The sequence below is a fragment of the Streptomyces sp. CAU 1734 genome, from assembly GCF_039888735.1.
Lineage (GTDB): Bacteria > Actinomycetota > Actinomycetes > Streptomycetales > Streptomycetaceae > Streptomyces.
The window spans coordinates 242,451-262,909 of record NZ_JBDQQP010000004.1; the positions used below are offsets into that span (position 1 = coordinate 242,451).

A 20,459-nucleotide genomic window follows, 5' to 3' on the forward strand; every position below is an offset into this window, starting at 1 on the left:
TCCTCCGCCGGGCTTCACCGGCCGCGGCCGGACCTGGCAGGATCAAAGAGGACTTCTGATCGAAGAAGCAGGAAGCGGGGACAGCAGGATGACCGAGCCCAATCCTTACCAGGCACCGGACGGCGAGCCCGAGTATCAGTGGGGTCCCGAGCAGCCCTACGGCTATCCGCAGAGCGGCGGTCCGGCCCACGCCCACCCGCCGGAGGCCACCCTCGGCTACGGGACTCCCGGTCACGGCACCCCCGGTTACGGTTATCCGCCGCCCGCCGCCGGCTGGTCCCCGACCCAGGCCGCGGGTGTGCCGGTGCCCGCGTACGGCCCGGCGCCGGGGGGTGCGCCGCTGGTGGGGATCGGGGACATCACGGTGCTTCAGGACTCGATCGTCACCCCGGCGGGCACCATGCCCCTGCGGGGAGCGGTGTGGAACGCGACGGATCTCTCCCGGACCGAGGAATCGATTCCGGCCTATGCCATCGTGCTGGCCATCGTCTTCTTCCTCGCCTGTCTGCTGGGGCTGCTCTTCCTGCTGATCAAGGAGCGGAAGACGACCGGCTTCATCCAGGTCACGGTGACCAGTGGCGGCAAGCACCACTCGACAATGATCCCGGCGCACAGTCCCGTCGCCTTCCAGCATGTGATGAGCCAGGTCAACTACGCCCGTTCGATCAGCAGCATGTGACGGTGCGCCGCCCGGCACCGGCCGGGCGGTGACCCGGCGCTCCTGTCAGGGCGCGGTCGAGGGCCCTCGGGCCGCGAGCGCGGTGCCCAGCAGTCTCGCCGTGGCCTTGTGGGTGACCCGGGCGGCGAGGCGTGCCAGCTCGGCCGTGGCCGCCTCGCCCTCCATCCGGGCGAGGGCGGTCACCCCCGCGGTGGCGACGCGCGGGGCCCGGGCGCCGGTCCCGGGGAGGCGCCGCAGGGCTGTCCCGACCAGATCCCCGAGGGCCTGTGCGGTGTCGGGGCCCGGGGGCAGCAGTGCGGTCAGCCGGGCGAGACCGCAGAGCGCGCCGGTGTTGAAGGGGTCGTACTGCTCGTTGGTGAGCGGGGGGTACCAGTCCGGGCATTCGGCGAGGGGCAGGGTGCGGGGGCTTCCGGCCAGTGCCAGCCAGCGCAGTGCCGCCGCCCGTACCGTCTCCCGGCCCAGCTCCGCGATGAGGTCGCCGGCCGCGCGCTCCCAGGTGCGGGTGGGTTTCGCGGGTGCGGAGCGGAGCCGTGTCAGCAGCAGCCGCCCGGGCGGCCCGAGCCGGGCGGCGTCGGCGAGAGCCAGATCCGCCCATGCCTCGCCGGGGTTGAGCACCGGATCGCCGTACCGCTCCAGCACCGCGGCGAGCCCGGCGGGCGGCGTGCGCGGCGCGGACCGGCGCAGCACCGCGATGAAGGCACCCGGCGGGGTGCGGCCGGCGGCGGACTCCGCCTCGGCGAGTACGGTCAGTTCGGCGAGGTCGTGGTGGGCATGCTGCCGGGAGAGGGCCAGGATCCGCTCCCCGCGCTCGGCCGCGAGCGCGCCGCCCGCCGGGTCGGCCGTGTGCACCAGGGTGAGTATCACCGCCCGGGCCGGATCCCCCTCGGCAAGCCGGCGGTACGCCTCGCTCCAGGCGCCCACGAGCTCCCGCCGCTGCTCGGGCGACCGGTCCCGTACCCGCTGGAGAAGTGCGGCCGGGCCGCCCTCCCACTCATGGCCGGGCTCGGTGCCGATGCGCACCAGAAGGGCGGCGAGCTCGCCCATGTCCCCCTTGGTCACGGCGGTTCTGACGGACATGAGGTGCATGACGGGCGAGGGCAGCCCGAAGGAGCGCGCGGACGCCGCCCGTACCCCCTCCGGCGGTGCGGACGGCGGCATCGGGCACCCGCCCGCGGGTGCCGGTCCCGGTGCCGGGGGGATCCCGCCCCGTGCGGTGTCGTGGTGTTCAGCCATGTCCCGTCCCCCGGCCCGGATCGCCCTTCCCATGCCGAGCACTGTAGGACCGGCCACTGACAGCCGCCTCCGGCCGGTCGGCGAAGGGCTTCAGAAGCCGAAGGAGTTGTGCGGTTCGGGCTCGACGCGGAACATCCGGGCCAGCCGTCCGATCGCGCCGTCGGAATGCGGGGTGATGCGGCCCGCGTACGCCAGGTCGTGCGCCGACATGCCTCCGAGGTAGAGCGAGCCGAGCGCCGGGACGGTGATGGTCAGATCCGCCCGGCGGCCGGTGGCGGCGCAGGTCGCCGGGGTGCCGTCCGTACGGAGAAGCCAGGTCCCGTTGTTCGCCGGGCACATGTGGTCGTCCTCGACGGTGAACACCAGCTCGTCGGCCGTGTCGTACGAGCGCTGCGCCAGGGCGAGGGGGACATCGAGCAGGCGTGCCCACAGGTTGTCCGACTGGCGGGTGATCCGCATCGCCCGGGGGTTCGCGAGCATCCACCGCAGTGGTTCGTCGCGCGGACGGCCGGGGGCCACGACGGTCCTGGTGAGGTCGAAGTCGACCAGCACACTCCACAGGGCGCGGCAGGCCGCCGGGTTCACCGCCTCCAGCGCCTCGACCACGAGCGTTCCCGCGCCGGCGGCCGTCGGGGACCACGGCAGCCGGAAGTTGGCGATCCCGTCCACCTCGCCGTGGCGGTCGCGATGGGCGAGATACCGCAGCGGACCATGGGTGCCGTCCGCGCCGTCGGAGAGCCCGTCCCAGCGTCCGGGCGAGGGGGTGAGCTCACCGACGCGGTGGGCCCGTACTCTCGCATGCACCGCGGGCCAGATGCGCCGGGCCCGCTCGGCGCCGACCAGTTCCAGCGTCCCCGGGTCGGGCGGCGCCGGAAGGAGCGCGGCCTCACGGCGGTCCAGTTCCCATCGCACGCGGTGGGTGGCCGGCGAGAAGCCGAACCGGCCGTAGATGCCGCCCTCGCTCGCGCTGAGCATCGCCAGCGGCTCGCCCCGGTCCAGCGCCCGGTCGAACACGGCCCGCATCATCAGCCGCAGATATCCGCGCCGGCGGTGGGTGGCGATCACTCCGGTGGCGGTGACGCCGGCCATCCCGACCGTGCCTCCGCCGGGGACCGTTATCCCGAGGGACACGGCGGCCGACGCGCCGGCGCAGATGCCGTCGGTGAACACCCCGATCGGGTGGAAGGACAGGTCTTGGGCGTCGGCCCGTGCCCACTCCTTCAGCCGTTCCGGGGTCGCGGGAGCGCGCTGCGGGGGCCAGGGCTCCGGGCCGCCGTGCCAGGCGGCGTCGGCCGGCTCCCACTGCGGCAGTCCGTTCGCGAGGGCAGGGCCCGGTAGTACGCGTGCATCTCGTCCGGTCTCGGCGGGCGCACCTCCGGGGCAGGGGCGGACATCGCGTCCGCCTCCGCCGGTCCCGGACAGCCGGTGATCCGCTCGCCGGCCGGTCCGGCTTCCGGGGACATCTCGCCGCCCACGCCCCGGGCCGCCTTCAGCGGCCACTCCGGGCGGCCGGCCGGGGCAGCCCGGCCAGGAAGCCGGTGAGCGCGTCGGTGATCTCCGCCGGGCGCTCCAGGCCGGGCAGATGGCCCGCCCAGGGGAGTTCGCGGTGGCGGGCGCCGGGGAGCAGGGCGGGGAGGCGGGCGGCCGAGCGGCGGAAGTCGGGGAAGTCGTGGGCGCCGGAGAGGACCAGGGCCGGGGCGCGGACCGCCGACAGGGCGGAGACGTCGAAGCCGGGGGCGGGGTCGTACTCCTCGCCGGCCGCCGATTGCACCTCGAAGGCGTGCAGCTGCATCGCGTACACCGCCTCGCGGGCCTCCGGGCCGGCCTCGGGGCCGAGCCAGGTCTCGGCGTTCAGCCGGGCGGCGCCGGAAAGGTCCCCGGCCTCGAAGAGCTCGGTCTCGCGCCGGTCGAAGGCGGCCAGTCCGGGGCTCTCGCCCTGATCGGGGAGGCCGGGGCAGAGCAGGGCCAGGGCGGTCACCCGGTGCGGGGCGCGGGCGGCGATCTCCAGGGCGGTCCCGCCGCCGTGGGACGAGCCGATGAGGACCGCGCGCTCCACGCCGAGGGTGTCGAGGAGTGCCAGCACATCCCCGGCGTCGGTGTGGGGGGCGCGGGCGGCGGGGGTTTCGCCGTATCCCCGGAAGTCGCAGCGGATGAGCCGGTGTCCGGTGGCGGCCAGGGCTTCCCACTGCGGGTCCCACATGCGCCGGTCGCAGACGGTGGAGTGGAGGAGTACGGCGGCGGGGCCCGCGCCGGCGGTGTCGTGAGCAAGTGTCGTCATCAGGGGGAGAGTACGCCCGGCGGCGGGGTGCGCGCCGCCGGTTTTCCAGCACCCCGACCACTCCTTGAACATGTTCAAAAAGAGGTCTACTGTCATCCCCGAGAGCATTTTTGAACGCGTTCAAGGAGCGTGGCATGGACGACCTCAATGTGGTCGGATACATCGTCTACCTGGTGATCAGCGTCGCCCTGACGGTCTGGGTGGCACGCACCCTCAGCCGCAACGGCCGGATCTTCCTCTCCGATGTGATGCACGGGAACGAAAAGCTCGCCGACGCCGTGAACCACCTTCTGGTGGTCGGCTTCTATCTGGTGAACCTCGGCTTCGTCGCCCTCTATCTCCGGGTGGCCGAGACCACCGAGAACGCCCGCGGGCTCTTCGAGGCCCTCTCGGTGAAGCTCGGGGTGGTCCTGCTGGTCCTCGGCGTCATGCACCTGTGCAATGTGTTCGTCCTGAACAGGATCCGCCGGCGGGGCGTCATGGAGCGTGAGCAGATCCCGCCCGTACCGCCGCAGAGCTGGACCGGGCAGGCCGACAAGGGGCCGTGGTCCCCGCCCGCCGCCGGACCGGCCGGGGTGTGAGCCCGATGGCCTCCCGAGCCCGCGCCGCGGGTGTTCCGGTCAAACGGCTCACCGTGCTCTACGACGCCCGGTGCTCCCTCTGCCTCCATCTGCGGAACTGGCTCGGGCGGCAGCGCCAGCTCGTACCGCTGGTCCTGCTCCCGGCCGGGTCCGACGAGGCCCGCCGGCTCTATCCGCACCTCGACCACCACCGGACCCTGCGGGAGATCACCGTCGTCGGGGACCGGGGGCAGGTCTTCAGCGGGGCCGCCGCCTGGATCGTCTGCCTCTGGGCGCTGGCCGAACACCGGCCCAGGGCGCACTGGCTGGCCACCCCGGCCGGAGCCCCCTTCGTACGGGCCACCATGCTCGCCGCGGCCAAGTACCGCGAGCTGGCCACCGCACAGACCGCCCCGGACACGGGTGCCGGGCCGGCGCAGGGGACCGGCCCGTCACCCGCCGGCGGGCGGCACCTCACACCGAACGAGAGCACGGCGCCATGGGTTCCGGAAACGGGCACGAGCATACAGATCGGCACGTATACGAGTACGGGCGCGGCGACCGGGCCGAGTGCCGTTCCTGGGATCCCGGGCACTGGGGGCGCCGGCCCGGCGGGAGTGGCCGGGACGGAGGGGGTGACGGCGGCGGGCCCGGGGAGTGACGGTACGGGGGCGGACGGCGCCGGGTTCGGTCCGCCCTGCGACGACCAGTGCGACCTACCCCGTTAGGCTCGGACACCGTGACCGACGAGAACGCCTCCAAGAGCGCCCCCAAGAGTGAGCAGACCCGCACACTCATCCTCGAAACCGCGCTCCGGCTGTTCCAGGAGCGCGGCTACGACAAGACGACCATGCGGGCCATCGCCAAGGAGGCCGGCGTCTCGGTCGGGAACGCGTACTACTACTTCTCGTCCAAGGAACACCTGATCCAGGGGTTCTACGACCGGATCGCCGCGGAACACCGGGCGGCGGTCCGGCCGGTGCTGGACCGGGAGACCAATCTGGAGGCCCGGCTCGCCGGGGTGCTGCTGGCCTGGCTGGAGATCGCCGAGCCGTACCACGAATTCGCGGCGCAGTTCTTCAAGAACGCCGCCGATCCGGAGAGCCCGCTCAGCCCCTTCTCGGCCGAGTCGGAGCCCGCCCGCGAGGAGGCGATCTCCGTGCACCGGGAGGTGCTCGCCGGTGCGAAGACCAAGGTCGCCGACGAATTCACCGAGGCGTTCCCGCAGCTGATGTGGCTCTCCCAGATGGGGCTCGTCCTCTACTGGGTCTTCGACCGGTCGGAGGGCCGCACCCGCAGCCGGCGGCTGGCGGCACAGGGCGCCCGGCTCACCGCCCGGGGCATCGTCCTCGCCCGGTTCCGGGTGCTGCGACCGCTCATCCTCGATGTGCACGAGCTGCTGACGGATCTGCTGCCCGGCATGGCGGAGACGGTCGCCGCGCGGAGCACCCGGGCGACGAGGAAGAACCAGAAGACGGAGAGGGACGGGAAGGCCGGGAGAGCGGAGAAGGACGGGAAGGCCGCCGCCGCCGACACCCGCGGCTGACGACGGCGCCGCCGCGCGCGGCACCGTCAGAGCCAGTCCAGCTCCCAGAGCCGCCAGACACTCGTACCGTCCGACAGATACTGAGCGCCGTTGATGTCCCGGGTGTTGACCACATAGTCCTTGCGCTGCCACAGCGGCAGCACGGGCACATCGGCGGCCACCAGGCGCTGGATCTCGCGGAACACCTTCGCGGCCCGGCCCCGCTGCTCGTACCGCTGGGTCTCGGCGATCAGTTCGTCGACGGCCTTGTTCCGGTAGCCGTTGTGCAGGGTGGAGTCGATGCCGACCAGCGGCTGGGTGAAGCTGTCCGGATCCGGGAAGTCGGGCACCCAGCCCAGGGCGTAGGCGTCGTACTTCCCGTCCGCGTACCCCTGCTGGAAGACGGTCCAGTCCTCGGCGACCACCCGTACCCGGAAGAGCCCGCTCGCCTCCAGCTGCCGCCGCAGCTCGGCGGCCTCCTGCGCGGGCTGGCTGCCCTCGCTGTGGACCAGGGTGAACGAGACCGGGAGCTCGGCCCCGGCACTCTCCAGCAGCTGCCGGGCCCGCTTGACGCTGGGCTGCGGGTCGTTGTCGAAGAAGGGGTTGCTGTGGCCGAGGGTGCCCTGCGGGATGAGGGAGTAGAGCGGCTGCACCGTGGAGCGGTGGACATCCGCGGCGATCCTCCCCCGGTCCACCACGGCCGCGACCGCCTTGCGCACCGCCTTCTTCGCCAGCGGGGCGCCGGGCCGCAGATTGAAGACCAGGCCGCGGATCTCGGCGCTCTCCGACTCGGTCATCCGCAGGCTGGAGCTGTTGGGATCGAGCGAGGCGATGGTCTCGGGCGGCAGCCGGCGGTGCGCCACATCGAGCCGGCCGTCCTGCCACGCCTTCGCCAGCTGTTCGGCCTTCTCGAACCAGCGGATCTCGACCGGCCCCCCGGTCTTCGTCAGCACCCCCTTGTACGCGGGGTTCGGCACCAGCCTGGCGCGCACTCCCGGTTCGTACTCCTCGAGCAGATACGGCCCCGACCCGTCGGCGGCGGTCCCCTCGCGCAGCGCGCCCGCCGGGTAGCGGGTGCGGTCCACGATCGAGCCGGCGCCGGTGGCCAGCTTCTGCGGGAAGGTCGCGTCACGGGCGCTGAGCCGGAAGGTGATCCGCTGCCCCTCGGCGGTGACGCTCTTCAGCGTCGGGAAGAGCGGCGCGGGCCCGACCTTGGCCTTGATGGCGAGCAGCCGCTCGAAGGAGTGCCGGACATCGGCGCCGGTGATCTTGTTGCCGTTGGAGAAGGTGAGGTCGTCCCGGAGCACACAGCTGTACGTGGTCAGGGCGCGGCCGGTGAAGGCGCAGGCGCGCGCCGCGTCGGGCACCGGGGTGACTCCGCCGGGCTTGAAGGTGAGCAGGGACTGGTAGATGTTGCTGTAGACGGCCCAGGAGCCGACGTCGTACGCACCCGCCGGGTCGAGCGTGGTGACGACATCGGTGGTCCCGATGACGATGGCCGCCCGGTCCTGCCCGTCGGACGGCCATAACCGCCAGGCCCCGGCGACCGCCGCGAGAACGACGGCACAGATGACGAATATGCGCAGACGAATCGACCGCATGACTGAATTGCTCCCCTTCACGCCTGCCCCAGTACGTGAGGGCTTCACCTCACCACAGGGGTGGGCGCGCGAGTGGCGGAATCCAGTCTTTCGCCGGGAAGCTTTACCCAACTATGCCTGTCGGGAGGCGAGTTGGACGATGGTGATGTCCGAACTCGCTCCCACCCGGACGGGCGGACCCCAGGCCCCGGCGCCCCGGGTCACATAGAGCTGGGTGTCGCCGTAGCGTTCGAGTCCCTCGACGGTGGGATTGGCGAGTCCGGCGAGGTAATTGCCGGGCCAGACCTGGCCACCGTGGGTGTGGCCGGAGAGCTGGAGGTCCACCCCGTGGGTGACGGCGTCGTGGATGACGACCGGCTGGTGCGCGAGGAGCACCGAGGCGCGGGAGCGGTCGCGGTCGCCGAGGGCGGCGCCGAAGTCCGGGCCCTTGCCGGTGGCCTCGCCCTCGATGTCATTGACCCCGGCGAGATCGAAGCCGCGCGCGATCTCCACCCGCTCGTTCTCCAGGGGACGCACTCCCAGCTCCCGCACATGGTCGACCCACTCGTCGGCGCCGGAGTAGTACTCGTGGTTCCCGGTCACGAAGAACGCCCCCTGGCGTGCTTCGAGCAGGGCCAGCGGCTCCGCGGCGGTGCCGAGGTCGGCGACGCTCCCGTCGACCATGTCGCCGACGATGGCGACCAGATCGGGCTGGGCGGAGTTGATCGTGTCGACGATCCGGCGGGTGTGGGCGTGGCCGAGGATCGGGCCGAGGTGGATGTCGCTCACCACGGCGATCCGGAATCCGTGCGCGGCACGCGGGAGTCTGGCGAGCGGGACGGTGACCCGCTTGATCCGTGGGCCGCGCAGGACGCTGTGGGTGCCGTGTCCGACGGTCGCGAGTGCCGCCGCGGCGGCGCCGCCACCGACCACGCGGGAGACGAAGAGCCGCCGGGGGACACCGCCGGGGACCGCGGGCCGGGTCTCCGGGGAGGACGGCGGATCCGGTACGGGGGAAGGGCTCACGGGTGCCGGTGCCGGTCCCGGCTCACCGGCCGGTCTCTCCCCGTGGGCCGGTCTCTCCTCACCGGCCGGTCTCTCCTCACGGACCGGGCCCTTTTCACGGACCGGGCCGCCGGCCGCCGTCACCAGGAGGCCGGGCGCGGGCGCGGCGGCGGTGTCCTCGCGGGCGGGCTCGCGCACCCGCAGCCAGATCGCCCGCACGGCTTCGCCCGCGAGCAGCCACAGGACCAGATAGAGCAGCACCACCAGCCAGAGGAACCCCGGCCAGGCCAGAATCTGCTGAAGCCGGAAGGGAAACCCCGCCCGTCCGGAGACCAGGGCGCCCACCGAGAGCACCGGGAGGATCCAGATCGCGATCGTGCCGACCCTGCGCACCGTGCCGGCACCGCGTGTCGTGTCCCGGATCAGCCTCCGCCAGACGTACCAGTGGGCCCCCGCGAGCAGGGCGATCACCGCGACCGCCACCAGCAGACCGACCAGGATCACAGCCAGCTCCCCTATCCTTCGCGCCGCAGGGCCCGTACCCCGCGCAACCCGATGACTCCGACGACCGTCCCCAAGATCAAGGACGTAATGGCGAGCAACAGATGGACCCAGAAGTAACCGGTCGGGTCGCCCGCGCCGTCAAACGCGAGCCCGCTGCCGTCCTCCCATAGATTTTTGACGAAGGTGACCCAGATGACCCAGCTCCATCCCCCGAAGGCGAGCAGGAACCAGGACACGGGGCGGCTGAGCTTCATCCCCCCAGTATCCGGGGCCCCGGCGGACCCGGCCCGGCGGGGTGGGCTGTCCCGGCGGCCTTCCCGGCGAGTCATCAAGCCGATAAACATATTTTCTTCTTTTGCCTGTACTTTCACGTGCGTGCCTGCCCTGAACAAGACCGCCACGAGCGGCGCGGACCACACCCCGGACCACGCCCCGGGCCCCGTCGCGCACCCGGCCGCGACCCCTGTCCCGCACTCCGCCGCCGCGCACCTCTCCGTGGACCGCAGTGTGAACGGTGCGACGGGAGAGCCGCTGAAGAACGGCGCGAGGGCGGAAGGGCCGGCCGGCGCGGGAGGCACCGCCGGACGCCGCGGATCCGGCCGTACGGGGAAGTGGCTGCCGGCCGCCGCGGCCACCGCCCTGCTCCCGGTCCTGCTGGCCGGCCCCGCCGCCGCGGCACCCCAGGACGACAAGCCGAAGAGCACCGCCCGCACCACCGGCAAACCGAAGAGCACCGGCGGCACCACCGACGACAAGCCGGGCCGGAAGCAGCCGCAGCCCCCCGCCGCCATGTCCACGATCGGCGGCGCGCAGCTCGGCCGGGCGGGCACCCAGGTCAGCCTGGGCGCCGGCGCCCCGGTCCTGCCCGGCGAGGTGACCGGGCGGTCCTGGATCGTCGCCGACGCCGAGACGGGCGACGTCCTCGCCTCGCACAACGCCCACTGGCGGCTGCCCCCGGCCTCCACGCTCAAGATGCTCTTCGCCGACGCCCTGCTGCCCAAGCTGCCCAAGACGGCCACCCACAAGGTGACCCCCGAGGAGCTGGCCGATGTCGGGGCGGGCAGCTCCCTGGTCGGGGTGAAGGAGGATCTGACGTACACCGTCAATGACCTCTGGCTCGGGGTCTTCCTCCGCTCCGGCAATGACGCGGTCCATGTGCTCTCGGCGATGAACGGCGGCATCGACAAGACCGTCGAGGACATGCAGGCCCACGCCGAGGAGCTCCAGGCCCTGGACACCCAGGTCGTCTCCCCCGACGGCTATGACGCGGCCGGGCAGGTGTCATCCGCGTACGACCTCACCCTGATCGCCCGCAACGGCCTCCAGAAGAAGGACTTCCGCGACTACGCCTCCACGGTCAGGGCGGAGTTCCCCGGCGAGGGGAGCGGCGCCAAGCGCGAGACCTTCGAGATCCAGAACACCAACCGGCTGCTGACCGGCGAATTCGGGATCGCCCCGTACAAGGGGATCGCGGGGGTGAAGAACGGCAACACCACCCACGCCGGCGCGACCTTCACCGGGGTCGCCGAGCAGAACGGCAAGGTGCTGCTCGTCACCGTCATGAACCCGGACTCCGAGGAGAACCACGCCGTCTACAAGGAGGCGGCGCGCCTCCTCGACTGGGGCTTCGCGGCGGCCGGGAAGGTCACCCCGGTCGGTGAGCTGGTCGCCCCCCGCTCCGCCGTACTCAAGGACACCGGCGGTGCCGGTCCGGCGAAGAACGACGGCACCGGGGCCGCGGCGGCGAAGCCGGTCGCGGCGTCCGCCCGGGAGGAGTCGTCGGGCGGGGTCGGCACCGCGCTCGGGATCGCCGGCGGGGTGCTGGTGGCACTCGCGGCGGCGGTGTTCGTGGTCAACCGCCGCTGGCCGTCCGGACGCGGCCGGAGCTGACCGGCGATCACTCCGCAGGCCGCTCCCGGGCGTCACCGGGGGCGGCTCCGGCCTTGTCGTCCGCGCGGCGGGTCGCCGTCCACGCGGCGCAGTAGAGCAGCAGCTTGGCCGTGAAGTTGATCCACAGCAGCAGGGCGATCGGGACACCGAAAGCCCCGTACAGACTCTTCGACGCGACCTCCCTCATATAGCCGCTGAGCAGCATTTTCAGCAGCTCGAAGCCGACCGCGCCGAGCAGGGCGGCCACCACCAGGCGGCGGCGCGGCGGATGCACTCCGGGCAGCAGGGTGAGCAGATAGAGCAGGATCAGGAAGTCGGCGACGACCGCGATGGCGATCGCGGCGGCGGAGAGCAGCGCGCCCCCGGCGCCGCCCTGGTCGATACCGATCCGGTCGGCCGTCCAGCCCACGGCGGTGGAGCCGATCGCGGAGGCCGCGAGCGAGGCCAGCGCGGTGGCGCCGAGGCCGAGGAGCACCCCGGCGTCCTTGAGCTTGCGGACGAACGGATTCCCCTCGTCCTCGTCGTCCCGTCCCCAGACGGCCCGCAGACAGTCCCGCATCGAGCCGACCCAGCCGATACCGGTCAGCAGCAGCAGCGCGCCGGCGACCAGCCCGACGGTGCCCGCGTTGGCGACCAGTGAGGCGATGTCCAGCTGGTCGGAGATGCCCGGCACCTGGTCGCCGAGCTTCTCCTCCAGGGTGCGCAGCCCCTCCTCGCTGAGCAGGGCGGCGGCGATGGCGGCGGCGACCGTGATCAGCGGGAAGAGGGCCAGAAAGCTGAGGAAGGTGATCGCGGCGGCGAGCCGCGTCCAGTGCACCCGTTCGAGCGTCTCGTACGAATGCCAGGCATGGGTCCGCATGAGCGCGGCGGCCCACGGGCCGACGACGGGGAGCTTGGTCAACCAGTCCATGGCCCTCGCCTACCCTCCGCACGCGATGTCACCTGCGCCGCTTCCCGCACGCCGGGGGAGGGTCCGCAGGGGGGCCGGCCGGCCGCTCACAGGCCGGCGACGGCGAGTGCGTACATCGCCGCCCACACCGCCCCGATGACCGCGAGCGCCCGGTCGCGGAGCACCACGTCCTCGGGGGCACCGGCCGTGCCCCGGTCCGCGAAGACGGCGTACCGCAGCACCGCGAGAATGAACGCGATCATCGAGAGCTGCCGCCAGGGCAGCAGCGCGGTCTCGTCCCCGCCGCCGCCCTCCAGGGCCCAGAGGCAGTAGGCGAGCACCGCGACCCCGGCCGCGAGCTGCCAGACGAACCGCAGATAGCCGGTGGTGTACTGGTCGAGCAGGGCCCGGGTCGCCCCCTTGCCGCCCTCCAGCTGGACGGCCTCGGAGTACCGTTTCGCCGCGACCATGAAGAGCGCCCCGAATCCGGTGGTGATCAGAAACCAGCGGGAGAGCGGGATGCCGAGGGCCACCCCGCCGATCATCGCCCGGAGCAGAAAGCCGGTGGTGACCACGGCCATGTCCACGACGAGCACATGTTTCAGCCAGATGCAGTAGGCGAGTTGCATGGAGAGATACGCGGTGAGCAGCGCGCCGGTCATGGCGTTGCACAGGACGGCGGCGCCGCCGATCGCACCGGCCGCGAGCAGCGCGCCCGCGGCGTGGGCGACGGGCACGGGCACGGTCCCGGCGGCGACGGGCCGCCGGCACTTCACCGGGTGGGCGCGGTCGGCCTCGGCGTCGCGGGCGTCGTTGACGAGATAGACGGCCGCGGCGGCGGCGGTGAAGAGGACGAAGACCACGGCGAGTTCGGCGGCGTTCCGCAGCGAGTCCAGCTCGCCGGCGGCGGCCGGGGCCGCGACCACCAGGAGATTCTTGACCCACTGGCGGGGACGGGCGGTTCCGAGCAGCCCGCCGGGGAGCCCGCCGCGCCGCCGGGACGGCTCCGGGCGCCCGGCCCGGCCCGGCGGCCCGGAACCGTCCCGGGGATCGGCGAGGAGCGCGGTGGTCCGGTGGTCGTCCATCCCGCTCACCGTCCGCTCCCGGTCCGGCGCCCGGCGGAGACGGTACGCGGCGGGGCGCTCGTCCAGCGGCTGCCGAGGCGGGCGGTCGCCCCGCCGAGCAGGGCGCCGGCCACGATGTCCGTCGGATAGTGGACGCCCGCGACGAGCCGTGACACACAGATGGCGGCGGCGAGCGGGGCCATCAGCCGCTCACCGGCCGGGAAGAGGGCGCCGAAGGCGATGAGGGCCGCGGCGGAGGTGGTGGCGTGCGAGCTGGGGAAGGAGTAGGGCCCGGCGGTGCGGACGAGGGGCGGGGCGGTGAGCACGGCGCCGGGCCGGGCGCGCCGGACCGACCACTTCACACCGAGGCTGGCCAGATGGGCGCCGCCGACCAGTGCCGTCGCCCGGAGCCAGGCGCGGCGGCGGCCCGCGTCGGCCGCCGCGCCGGTGAGTCCCGCGCCGAGCCAGAGGGCGCCGTGTTCGCCGGCGAGGGAGAGCCCCCGGGCGACGGCGGCGACACCGGGCCGGCCGCCGCATTCGTGCAGGGCCGCCAGCAGCCTCCGTTCGGCCGCCGCACACCGCGCATATCCCATTCGCCACCCCTTCTCATGAGCCAGGGGCGACTCTTCTGGGCGACCGGCCGACTTTTCACGTCATTCTTTGATGACACTCGTTTAATCACCCATTTCGGCGAGTCAACTGGGTACTCCTGAAATGTGGGCATACGCGGCTATACGGTCACAACCATGCCCGCCGAGACCACCAGCACCCCCATCCGTCCGGAACCACCGGCCGACGCACCGGCCCCCTCCGCTCCCGCGCCCGAACACCCCGGGGCCGCCGGTCCGGATGACGCCGGCCCGCCGGGCGAACCCTTCGTCTCCGTCTCGGGCTGGGGCCGCACCGCCCCCACCACGGCCTATCTGCTGCGCCCCCGCACCCCTGCGGAGGCGGCGGAGGCGGTACGCGACTGGGGCGCGCGCGGCGGTATCGCCCGGGGGCTCGGGCGGGCGTACGGCGACGCGGCCCAGAGCGCGGGCGGCACGGTGCTCGACATGACCGGACTCCGCCGTATCCACTCCATCGACACCGGCACCGGCACCGTCGTCTGTGACGCGGGGGTGAGCCTGCACCGGCTGATGGAGGTGCTGCTGCCGCTGGGCTGGTTCGTCCCGGTCACCCCCGGCACCCGCCAGGTCACCGTCGGCGGGGCGGTCGGAGCGGATGTCCACGGGAAGAACCACCATGTCAGCGGCTCTTTCTCGCGCCATGTGCGGGAGCTCGAACTGCTCACCGCGGATGGTTCGGTCCACCGTGTCGCCCCCGGCGACGAGCTCTTCGACGCGACCGCCGGCGGGATGGGCCTGACCGGGGTGATTCTCTCGGCGGCCGTCCGGCTGCACCGGGTGGAGACCTCCATGATGTGCGTCGACACCGAACGGGCCGCCGATCTGGACGACCTGCTGGCCCGGCTGACCGCCGGTGATCACCGCTACCGGTACTCGGTCGCCTGGGTCGATCTGCTCGCCCGGGGACGTTCGCTGGGACGTTCGGTCCTCACCCGGGGGGAGCACGCCCCGCCGGCCGCGCTGCCCGCGCGCGCCCGGCGCGCACCGCTCGGCTTCCGGCCCGGACGGCTGCCCGCGCTCCCCTCCCTGGTGCCCGGGGGGCTGCTCAGCCGGGCCACGGTGGGGGCGTTCAATGAATTCTGGTACCGCAGGGCGCCGCGGACGCGGACCTCCCGGCTCCAGCGGCTGACCTCCTTCTTCCATCCGCTGGACGCCGTGCCGCACTGGAACCGGATCTACGGCCGGGGCGGATTCGTCCAGTATCAGTTCGTGGTCGGACACGGCCGGGAGGAGACCCTGCGCCGGATCGTGGAGCGGATCGCGCACCGGCGCTGTCCCTCCTTCCTCGCGGTGCTCAAGCGCTTCGGCGAGGGGGATCCCGGCTGGCTCTCCTTCCCGATGCCGGGCTGGACGCTCGCCCTGGACATCCCGGCCGGGCTCCCCGGCCTCGGGGCGTTCCTGGACGAGCTCGACGAGGAGGTCGCGGCGGCGGGCGGCCGGGTCTATCTCGCCAAGGACTCCCGGCTCCGGCCGGAGCTGCTCGCCGGGATGTACCCCCGGCTCGCCGACTTCCGGGAGCTGCGGGCCCGGCTGGATCCGCACTCCGTCTTCACCTCGGACCTCTCCCGCAGGCTCGCCCTCTGACTGACACCCGCGAGGACCCGCGCGAGGACCCGCGAGGACACCCGCGAGCCGCTGCCACCCCCAAGAAGGAATGGAAGGTTCATGAAGGACGCTTTCGGAGCTCCCCAGTCCCTGCTCCTGCTCGGCGGCACATCGGAGATCGGACTGGCCGTGGCCCGCCGGCTGATCGCGCGCCGCACGCGCACGGTCTGGCTGGCCGGACGCCCCTCCCCCGACCTCGAAGCCGCCGCGGACGGGCTCCGCGCCCTGGGGGCCGAGGTCCGCACGGTGCCGTTCGACGCGCTCGACCCGGCCGCGCACGAGGGGGTGCTGGGCAAGGTCTTCACCGAGGGGGACATCGATCTGGTGCTGCTCGCCTTCGGGCTCCTCGGCGACCAGGCGAACGACGAGGGCGATCCGGCGGCGGCGGTCCGGGTCGCGCAGACCAACTACACCGGCGCCGTGTCGGCCGGTCTGGTCTGCGCGGCGGCCCTCCAGCACCAGGGCCACGGCTCGCTGGTGGTGCTCTCGTCGGTCGCGGGCGAGCGGGCCCGGCGCGCCAACTTCATCTACGGCTCCAGCAAGGCCGGCCTGGACGCCTTCGCCCAGGGGCTGGGGGACGCGCTGTACGGGACGGGGGTGCATGTCATGGTCGTGCGCCCCGGTTTCGTCCGCACCCGGATGACGGCGGGCCTGCCCGAGGCGCCGCTGGCCACCACGCCCGAGGAGGTCGCGACGGCGGTGGAGCTGGGGCTGCGGCGGGGATCGGAGACGGTGTGGGTGCCGGGGGCGCTGCGGCCGGTGATGGCGGCGGTACGGCATCTGCCGCGCCCGCTCTTCCGGCTGCTGCCGCTCTAGCGAGCCCTTCGCGGATCAGGCGGAGGGCGCGGGGGCGGGCTTGTCGACCGGGGAGCCCTGCGCGGGCACGGCGCCGATGCCGCCGCCGAAGGCGTAGGTGTTGAGCTTGCGCCAGACCGCGTCCGGCCCCTGCTCGTACAGCGCGAAGGAGGCGCAGGTCCAGGCGGCCTCGAAATCGGCCAGCTCGGCGTAGGCCCGGTCCATGGCCTCCTCGGAGATGCCGTGGGCGACGGTCACATGCGGGTGGTACGAGAACTGGAGCTCGCGCACGAGCGGACCGGAGGCGTCGCGGACCCGCTTCTGAAGCCGGGAGCAGGCGGCGGCGCCCTCCACGATCTGCACGAAGACGACCGGCGAGACCGGCCGGAAGGTGCCGGTGCCCGAGAGCCGCATGGAGAACGGCCGGCCCGCCATGGCGACCTGGGCCAGATGCGCCTCGATCGCCGGGAGCAGGGCGGGATCGGCCTCGGTGGGCGGAAGCAGGGTGACGTGGGTGGGAATGCCGTGCGCGGCGGGATCCCCGAAGCTCGCGCGCCGCTCCTGGAGCAGGCTGCCGTAGGGCTCCGGGACCGCGATCGAAACGCCGAGCGTTACGGTCCCCACGTCGTTCTCCTTCGTTCCGAGGCGTGTCGGGTCCACCCGGCCGGGCGAGTGGATGTACAGCCGCCAGTGTGGCGGTTGCACGGCATATGTGGCCAGAGGTGTTGACCACACTCGGGCGGGGCGGCCACCCCCCTCATGACCGGGCGAACCAGACTATCCGGGCGATCCGATCGGGCCATGGCCCGATCGGATCGCCCGGCGCGCGGCGCCGGGTCAGTGCTTCGCGGGCAGCAGACCGATTCTGTCGTAGGCCGTGGCAAGGGTCTCGGCGGCCACCGCGCGGGCCTTCTCCGCGCCCTTGGCGAGGATCGCGTCCAGCGTCTCGGGGTCGTCGAGATACTCCTGCGTCCGGCTCCGGAACGGGGTGACGAACTCCGCCATGACCTCGGCGAGGTCGGTCTTGAGCGCGCCGTACATCTTGCCCGCGTACTCCTGCTCCAGCGCGGCGATCGAGGTGCCGGTGAGGGTGGAGTAGATGGTGAGCAGATTGCTCACACCGGGCTTCTCGGCCGGGTCGAACCGGATCACCGTGTCGGTGTCGGTGACCGCGCTCCTGACCTTCTTCATGGTCGTCTTCGGCTCGTCGAGCAGATTGATCAGACCCTTGGGGGTCGAGGCCGACTTGCTCATCTTGGCCGTGGGGTCCTGGAGGTCGTAGATCTTCGCGACCTCCTTGACGATGTGCGGCGCCGGGACGGTGAAGGTGGCGCCGAACCGGGTGTTGAACCGCTCGGCGAGGTCGCGGGTCAGCTCGATGTGCTGGCGCTGGTCCTCGCCGACCGGGACGGCGTCGGCCTGATAGAGCAGGATGTCGGCGACCTGGAGTATCGGGTAGGTGAAGAGCCCGACGGTGGCACGGTCGGCACCCTGCTTGGCCGACTTGTCCTTGAACTGTGTCATCCGGGACGCCTCGCCGAAGCCGGTGAGGCAGTTCATGACCCAGCCGAGCTGCGCGTGCTCGGGGACATGGCTCTGCACGAAGAGGGTGCACCGCTCCGGGTCGAGCCCCGCCGCGAGGAGCTGCGCGACGGCGAAGCGGGTGTTCGACCGCAGCTCTGCCGGGTCCTGCGGCACAGTGATCGCGTGCAGGTCCACGACCATGTAGAACGCGTCATGGGTCTCTTGCAGCGCCACGTACTGGCGGATCGCTCCGAGGTAGTTCCCGAGGTGGAACGAGCCGGCGGTGGGCTGGATGCCGGACAGAGCGCGGGGTCGGTCTTGGGCCATGCCGCTCATTGTCTCAGGTGCGGAACCGGGATCGGTTCGCCGGTACGCCGGGCCGCGTGCACGCGCCCGGGGCCGCGACGGCAGGTCCGGGCGCGGCGCGGAGTTCCCTCCCCGCCGCACCGGCCCTCCTCGATGAGACAAGGAACACGCCGGGCCGGGGGCCCGGGGGCAGAGCCCCCGGACCGGCCGAGGTTTCCCCGTCCACCATCCGAGCGACCATAGGAACAAGGGCACCATCCGTCCCTCGGAGGTCGCCCGGCCCCAGGTGAAACGGAGACGCCGTGACCACGTCCGAGACCGCATCCCAGTCCACCGCCCCCCGGATCGCGCCCGAGGCCGGTTCACCCGGCGCGCCCGTCGGCGCCTCCGGGCACGCCATCGCCTCCGCCGAGGCGCACAGCGCGCACAACTACCACCCGCTGCCCGTGGTCGTCGCCACCGCGGAGGGCGCCTGGGTGACGGATGTCGAGGGGCGCCGCTACCTCGACATGCTCGCCGGGTACTCGGCACTGAATTTCGGCCATCTGAACCCCCGGCTGATCGGTGCCGCCAAGGCGCAGCTGGATCGGGTCACCCTGACCTCCCGGGCCTTCCACCACGACCGGTTCGCCGAGTTCTGCACCCGACTGGCGGAGCTGTGCGGGATGGAAATGGTGCTGCCGATGAACACCGGCGCCGAGGCGGTCGAGACCGCTGTCAAGACCGCCCGCAAGTGGGGGTACCGGGTCAAGGGGGTGCCGGACGGCCGGGCGAAGATCATTGTCGCGGCGAACAACTTCCACGGCCGCACGACCACAGTGATCAGCTTCTCGACGGACCCGGAGGCGCGGGCGGACTTCGGCCCGTACACCCCCGGGTTCGAGATCGTCCCGTACGGCGACCTGACCGCGCTGGAGGCGGCGGTGACGGAGAACACCGTGGCCGTCCTGCTGGAGCCGATCCAGGGCGAGGCGGGGGTGCTGGTGCCGCCGCCGGAGTATCTGGCCGGCGTCCGCCGGGTCACCCGCGAGCGGAATGTGCTCTTCATCGCGGATGAGATCCAGTCGGGACTGGGCCGGACCGGGCGGACCTTCGCCTGTGACCACGAGGACGTGGTGCCGGACATGTATGTCCTGGGCAAGGCGCTGGGCGGCGGGGTGGTCCCGGTGTCGGCGGTGGTCTCCTCCCGGGAGGTGCTGGGGGTCTTCCGGCCCGGCGAGCACGGCTCGACCTTCGGCGGGAATCCGCTGGCCTGCGCGGTCGCGCTGGAGGTGATCGCGATGCTGCGCACCGGCGAGTACCAGCGGCGCGCCGCCGAGCTGGGCGAACGGCTCCACTACGAGCTGGGCCTGCTGGTGGGCGGCGGCGCGGTGGAGGCGGTACGGGGCCGGGGGCTGTGGGCGGGGGTGGACATCGCTCCCTCGCACGGCACCGGCCGGCAGATCTCGGAGCGGCTGATGGCCCGGGGAGTACTGGTCAAGGACACCCACGCCTCGACCATCCGGCTCGCCCCGCCCCTGGTGATCGGCGAGGACGATCTGGAGTGGGGCCTGGACCGGCTCCGCGCGGTCCTGGCGGACTGACGGAAGAGCCCGCAGGCGGAGCCGGAGCCCGGGGGCGGCGGGACGGGAGGAGGGGCGCGGGCACGGCGGGGAAAATGGTTCAGACCATTGACAGCAACCCTGGTCCAGGCCAATCTGCGGTGCCATGCCGAGACCTCGCGCACTACTTGCCGCCCTCGTCCCCCTTCTCGCCGTCATCGGTCTGAGCAGCCCGGCACAGGCGGCCTCCTGGCCGCCGCCCGCCCCGGTGGTGTCCAAGGTGAACACCACGGATCCGGTCGTCTTCATCACCATCGACGACGGCTGGTACCACGACCCGGCCGCCGCGCAGATCCTGCTGGACCGCCAGGTGCCCGCCTCCCTCTTCCTGCTGCCGGGCGCGACCTCGTACGACACCGGTTACTTCCGGCGGCTCGTCGACCACGGCCCGTCCCGGATCGAGAACCACAGCGTGAGCCACCCCGATCTGACCACGCTGACCGAGCAGGGACAGCGGGCCGAGCTCTGCGGCGCGCGGCAGCAGCATCTGTCCCGCTTCGGACTGGAGCCCCGGCTGACCCGGCCGCCGTACGGGAGCTTCAACGAGCAGACCCGGACCGCCGCCCGCGCCTGTGGCTCCAAGGCCGTGGTCACCTGGACGCACGACCAGACGACATGGGGTTCCTGGACACCGCCGGCCCCGCAGCTGGCCGCGGGTGACATCGTGCTGCTCCACTTCACCGAGTCCCTGGCATCCGATCTGACCCGGGTGCTGGCGGCGGCCGACGCGGCGGGACTCAAGCCCGCCCCGCTGCGGGACTACATCGCCGACTAGCTTCCCCACCCACCCGT

General features: G+C 72.7%; 19 protein-coding genes and 1 pseudogene. 9 read left to right on the top strand and 11 right to left on the bottom strand.

What is annotated here, in order from left to right; genetic code table 11:
* The first annotated feature begins 88 nt into the window (after window positions 1-88).
* A complete protein-coding gene (locus AAFN69_RS09375) occupies window positions 89-679 on the top strand; it encodes a hypothetical protein (RefSeq protein ID WP_347727881.1) in 591 nt (196 codons plus the stop codon).
* Between the two features lie 45 nt (window positions 680-724).
* Here the strand turns inward: AAFN69_RS09375 and AAFN69_RS09380 are convergent, their stop codons facing one another.
* From AAFN69_RS09380 to AAFN69_RS09390, 3 genes are all read right to left on the bottom strand, one after another.
* A complete protein-coding gene (locus tag AAFN69_RS09380; RefSeq protein ID WP_347727882.1) occupies window positions 725-1,756 on the bottom strand; it encodes a hypothetical protein in 1,032 nt (343 codons plus the stop codon).
* Window positions 1,757-2,002: 246 nt separating this feature from the next.
* Window positions 2,003-3,412 carry a GNAT family N-acetyltransferase gene (locus AAFN69_RS09385; RefSeq protein WP_347727883.1) on the bottom strand — a complete coding sequence of 470 codons (1,410 nt, stop codon included), beginning with the start codon at window positions 3,410-3,412 and terminating at the stop codon, window positions 2,003-2,005.
* Window positions 3,402-4,190, bottom strand: a complete 789-nt coding sequence (locus AAFN69_RS09390) for an alpha/beta hydrolase (RefSeq protein WP_347727884.1) — start codon at window positions 4,188-4,190, stop codon at window positions 3,402-3,404. The genes AAFN69_RS09385 and AAFN69_RS09390 overlap by 11 nt, the downstream gene beginning before the upstream one ends.
* A gap of 134 nt (window positions 4,191-4,324) precedes the next feature.
* Here AAFN69_RS09390 and AAFN69_RS09395 point away from each other — a divergent pair, with 134 nt between their 5' ends.
* The 3 genes and pseudogenes from AAFN69_RS09395 (at window position 4,325) to AAFN69_RS09405 (ending at window position 6,296) form a co-directional block, all read left to right on the top strand.
* On the top strand, window positions 4,325-4,771 hold the full coding sequence (locus AAFN69_RS09395; protein WP_347727885.1) for a hypothetical protein: 447 nt from the start codon (window positions 4,325-4,327) through the stop codon (window positions 4,769-4,771).
* A 5-nt stretch (window positions 4,772-4,776) separates the two neighbouring features.
* Window positions 4,777-5,142, top strand: a pseudogene (locus AAFN69_RS09400) (DCC1-like thiol-disulfide oxidoreductase family protein); the annotation flags it as partial.
* Window positions 5,143-5,489: 347 nt separating this feature from the next.
* Entirely contained in the window at window positions 5,490-6,296 is an 807-nt protein-coding gene (locus AAFN69_RS09405) for a TetR family transcriptional regulator (RefSeq protein WP_347727886.1), read from the top strand.
* A gap of 26 nt (window positions 6,297-6,322) precedes the next feature.
* On the opposite strand, the gene AAFN69_RS09410 is transcribed toward AAFN69_RS09405, so the two are convergent.
* The 3 genes from AAFN69_RS09410 to AAFN69_RS09420 form a co-directional block, all read right to left on the bottom strand.
* The gene (locus AAFN69_RS09410; protein ID WP_347727887.1) at window positions 6,323-7,876 is read right to left on the bottom strand and encodes an ABC transporter substrate-binding protein; all 1,554 of its coding nucleotides are present in this window, start codon (window positions 7,874-7,876) and stop codon (window positions 6,323-6,325) included.
* 111 nt (window positions 7,877-7,987) lie between these two features.
* Entirely contained in the window at window positions 7,988-9,364 is a 1,377-nt protein-coding gene (locus tag AAFN69_RS09415) for a metallophosphoesterase (RefSeq protein WP_347727888.1), read from the bottom strand.
* Window positions 9,365-9,375: 11 nt separating this feature from the next.
* Entirely contained in the window at window positions 9,376-9,618 is a 243-nt protein-coding gene (locus tag AAFN69_RS09420) for a hypothetical protein (RefSeq protein WP_347727889.1), read from the bottom strand.
* Window positions 9,619-9,979: 361 nt separating this feature from the next.
* On the opposite strand from AAFN69_RS09420, the gene AAFN69_RS09425 reads away from it, so the two are divergent.
* Window positions 9,980-11,254: a D-alanyl-D-alanine carboxypeptidase gene (locus tag AAFN69_RS09425; RefSeq protein WP_347728103.1), complete on the top strand. Its 1,275-nt coding sequence runs from the start codon at window positions 9,980-9,982 to the stop codon at window positions 11,252-11,254.
* Between the two features lie 7 nt (window positions 11,255-11,261).
* Here AAFN69_RS09425 and AAFN69_RS09430 read toward each other — a convergent pair whose 3' ends face one another.
* The 3 genes from AAFN69_RS09430 to AAFN69_RS09440 form a co-directional block, all read right to left on the bottom strand.
* Complete coding sequence (locus tag AAFN69_RS09430) at window positions 11,262-12,164, bottom strand: YihY/virulence factor BrkB family protein (protein WP_347727890.1); 903 nt, start codon at window positions 12,162-12,164, stop codon at window positions 11,262-11,264.
* A gap of 86 nt (window positions 12,165-12,250) precedes the next feature.
* Window positions 12,251-13,228, bottom strand: coding sequence for a decaprenyl-phosphate phosphoribosyltransferase (locus AAFN69_RS09435; RefSeq protein WP_347727891.1), 978 nt, complete (start codon window positions 13,226-13,228; stop codon window positions 12,251-12,253).
* Window positions 13,229-13,233: 5 nt separating this feature from the next.
* Window positions 13,234-13,800: a phosphatase PAP2 family protein gene (locus tag AAFN69_RS09440; protein ID WP_347727892.1), complete on the bottom strand. Its 567-nt coding sequence runs from the start codon at window positions 13,798-13,800 to the stop codon at window positions 13,234-13,236.
* A gap of 153 nt (window positions 13,801-13,953) precedes the next feature.
* Here AAFN69_RS09440 and AAFN69_RS09445 point away from each other — a divergent pair, with 153 nt between their 5' ends.
* Window positions 13,954-15,420, top strand: a complete 1,467-nt coding sequence (locus AAFN69_RS09445) for an FAD-binding oxidoreductase (protein ID WP_347727893.1) — start codon at window positions 13,954-13,956, stop codon at window positions 15,418-15,420.
* Between the two features lie 81 nt (window positions 15,421-15,501).
* Complete coding sequence (locus AAFN69_RS09450) at window positions 15,502-16,257, top strand: decaprenylphospho-beta-D-erythro-pentofuranosid-2-ulose 2-reductase (protein WP_347727894.1); 756 nt, start codon at window positions 15,502-15,504, stop codon at window positions 16,255-16,257.
* A 15-nt stretch (window positions 16,258-16,272) separates the two neighbouring features.
* Here AAFN69_RS09450 and AAFN69_RS09455 read toward each other — a convergent pair whose 3' ends face one another.
* Together AAFN69_RS09455 and trpS are read right to left on the bottom strand one after the other, a co-directional pair.
* A complete protein-coding gene (locus tag AAFN69_RS09455; RefSeq protein ID WP_347727895.1) occupies window positions 16,273-16,860 on the bottom strand; it encodes a 2'-5' RNA ligase family protein in 588 nt (195 codons plus the stop codon).
* A 213-nt stretch (window positions 16,861-17,073) separates the two neighbouring features.
* Window positions 17,074-18,087, bottom strand: a complete 1,014-nt coding sequence (trpS, locus tag AAFN69_RS09460; protein WP_347727896.1) for a tryptophan--tRNA ligase — start codon at window positions 18,085-18,087, stop codon at window positions 17,074-17,076.
* A 323-nt stretch (window positions 18,088-18,410) separates the two neighbouring features.
* Between trpS and rocD the strand changes: the two genes are divergently transcribed.
* Entirely contained in the window at window positions 18,411-19,649 is a 1,239-nt protein-coding gene (gene rocD, locus AAFN69_RS09465; protein ID WP_347728104.1) for an ornithine--oxo-acid transaminase, read from the top strand.
* A 124-nt stretch (window positions 19,650-19,773) separates the two neighbouring features.
* On the top strand, window positions 19,774-20,442 hold the full coding sequence (locus AAFN69_RS09470) for a polysaccharide deacetylase family protein (protein ID WP_347727897.1): 669 nt from the start codon (window positions 19,774-19,776) through the stop codon (window positions 20,440-20,442).
* Window positions 20,443-20,459: the final 17 nt, after the last annotated feature.

Bases quoted from the DNA above. Each gene is read 5' to 3' on its own strand.
- AAFN69_RS09395 (WP_347727885.1), top strand. From the start codon at position 4,325: ATGGACGACCTCAATGTGGTCGGATACATCGTCTACCTGGTGATCAGC.
- AAFN69_RS09410 (WP_347727887.1), bottom strand. From the start codon at position 7,876: ATGCGGTCGATTCGTCTGCGCATATTCGTCATCTGTGCCGTCGTTCTC.
- AAFN69_RS09445 (WP_347727893.1), top strand. From the start codon at position 13,954: ATGCCCGCCGAGACCACCAGCACCCCCATCCGTCCGGAACCACCGGCC.
- AAFN69_RS09470 (WP_347727897.1), top strand. From the start codon at position 19,774: ATGCCGAGACCTCGCGCACTACTTGCCGCCCTCGTCCCCCTTCTCGCC.
- AAFN69_RS09430 (WP_347727890.1), bottom strand. From the start codon at position 12,164: ATGGACTGGTTGACCAAGCTCCCCGTCGTCGGCCCGTGGGCCGCCGCG.
- AAFN69_RS09390 (WP_347727884.1), bottom strand. From the start codon at position 4,190: ATGACGACACTTGCTCACGACACCGCCGGCGCGGGCCCCGCCGCCGTA.
- AAFN69_RS09375 (WP_347727881.1), top strand. From the start codon at position 89: ATGACCGAGCCCAATCCTTACCAGGCACCGGACGGCGAGCCCGAGTAT.
- AAFN69_RS09450 (WP_347727894.1), top strand. From the start codon at position 15,502: ATGAAGGACGCTTTCGGAGCTCCCCAGTCCCTGCTCCTGCTCGGCGGC.
- AAFN69_RS09420 (WP_347727889.1), bottom strand. From the start codon at position 9,618: ATGAAGCTCAGCCGCCCCGTGTCCTGGTTCCTGCTCGCCTTCGGGGGA.
- AAFN69_RS09435 (WP_347727891.1), bottom strand. From the start codon at position 13,228: ATGGACGACCACCGGACCACCGCGCTCCTCGCCGATCCCCGGGACGGT.
- trpS (WP_347727896.1), bottom strand. From the start codon at position 18,087: ATGGCCCAAGACCGACCCCGCGCTCTGTCCGGCATCCAGCCCACCGCC.
- AAFN69_RS09440 (WP_347727892.1), bottom strand. From the start codon at position 13,800: ATGGGATATGCGCGGTGTGCGGCGGCCGAACGGAGGCTGCTGGCGGCC.
- AAFN69_RS09380 (WP_347727882.1), bottom strand. From the start codon at position 1,756: ATGTCCGTCAGAACCGCCGTGACCAAGGGGGACATGGGCGAGCTCGCC.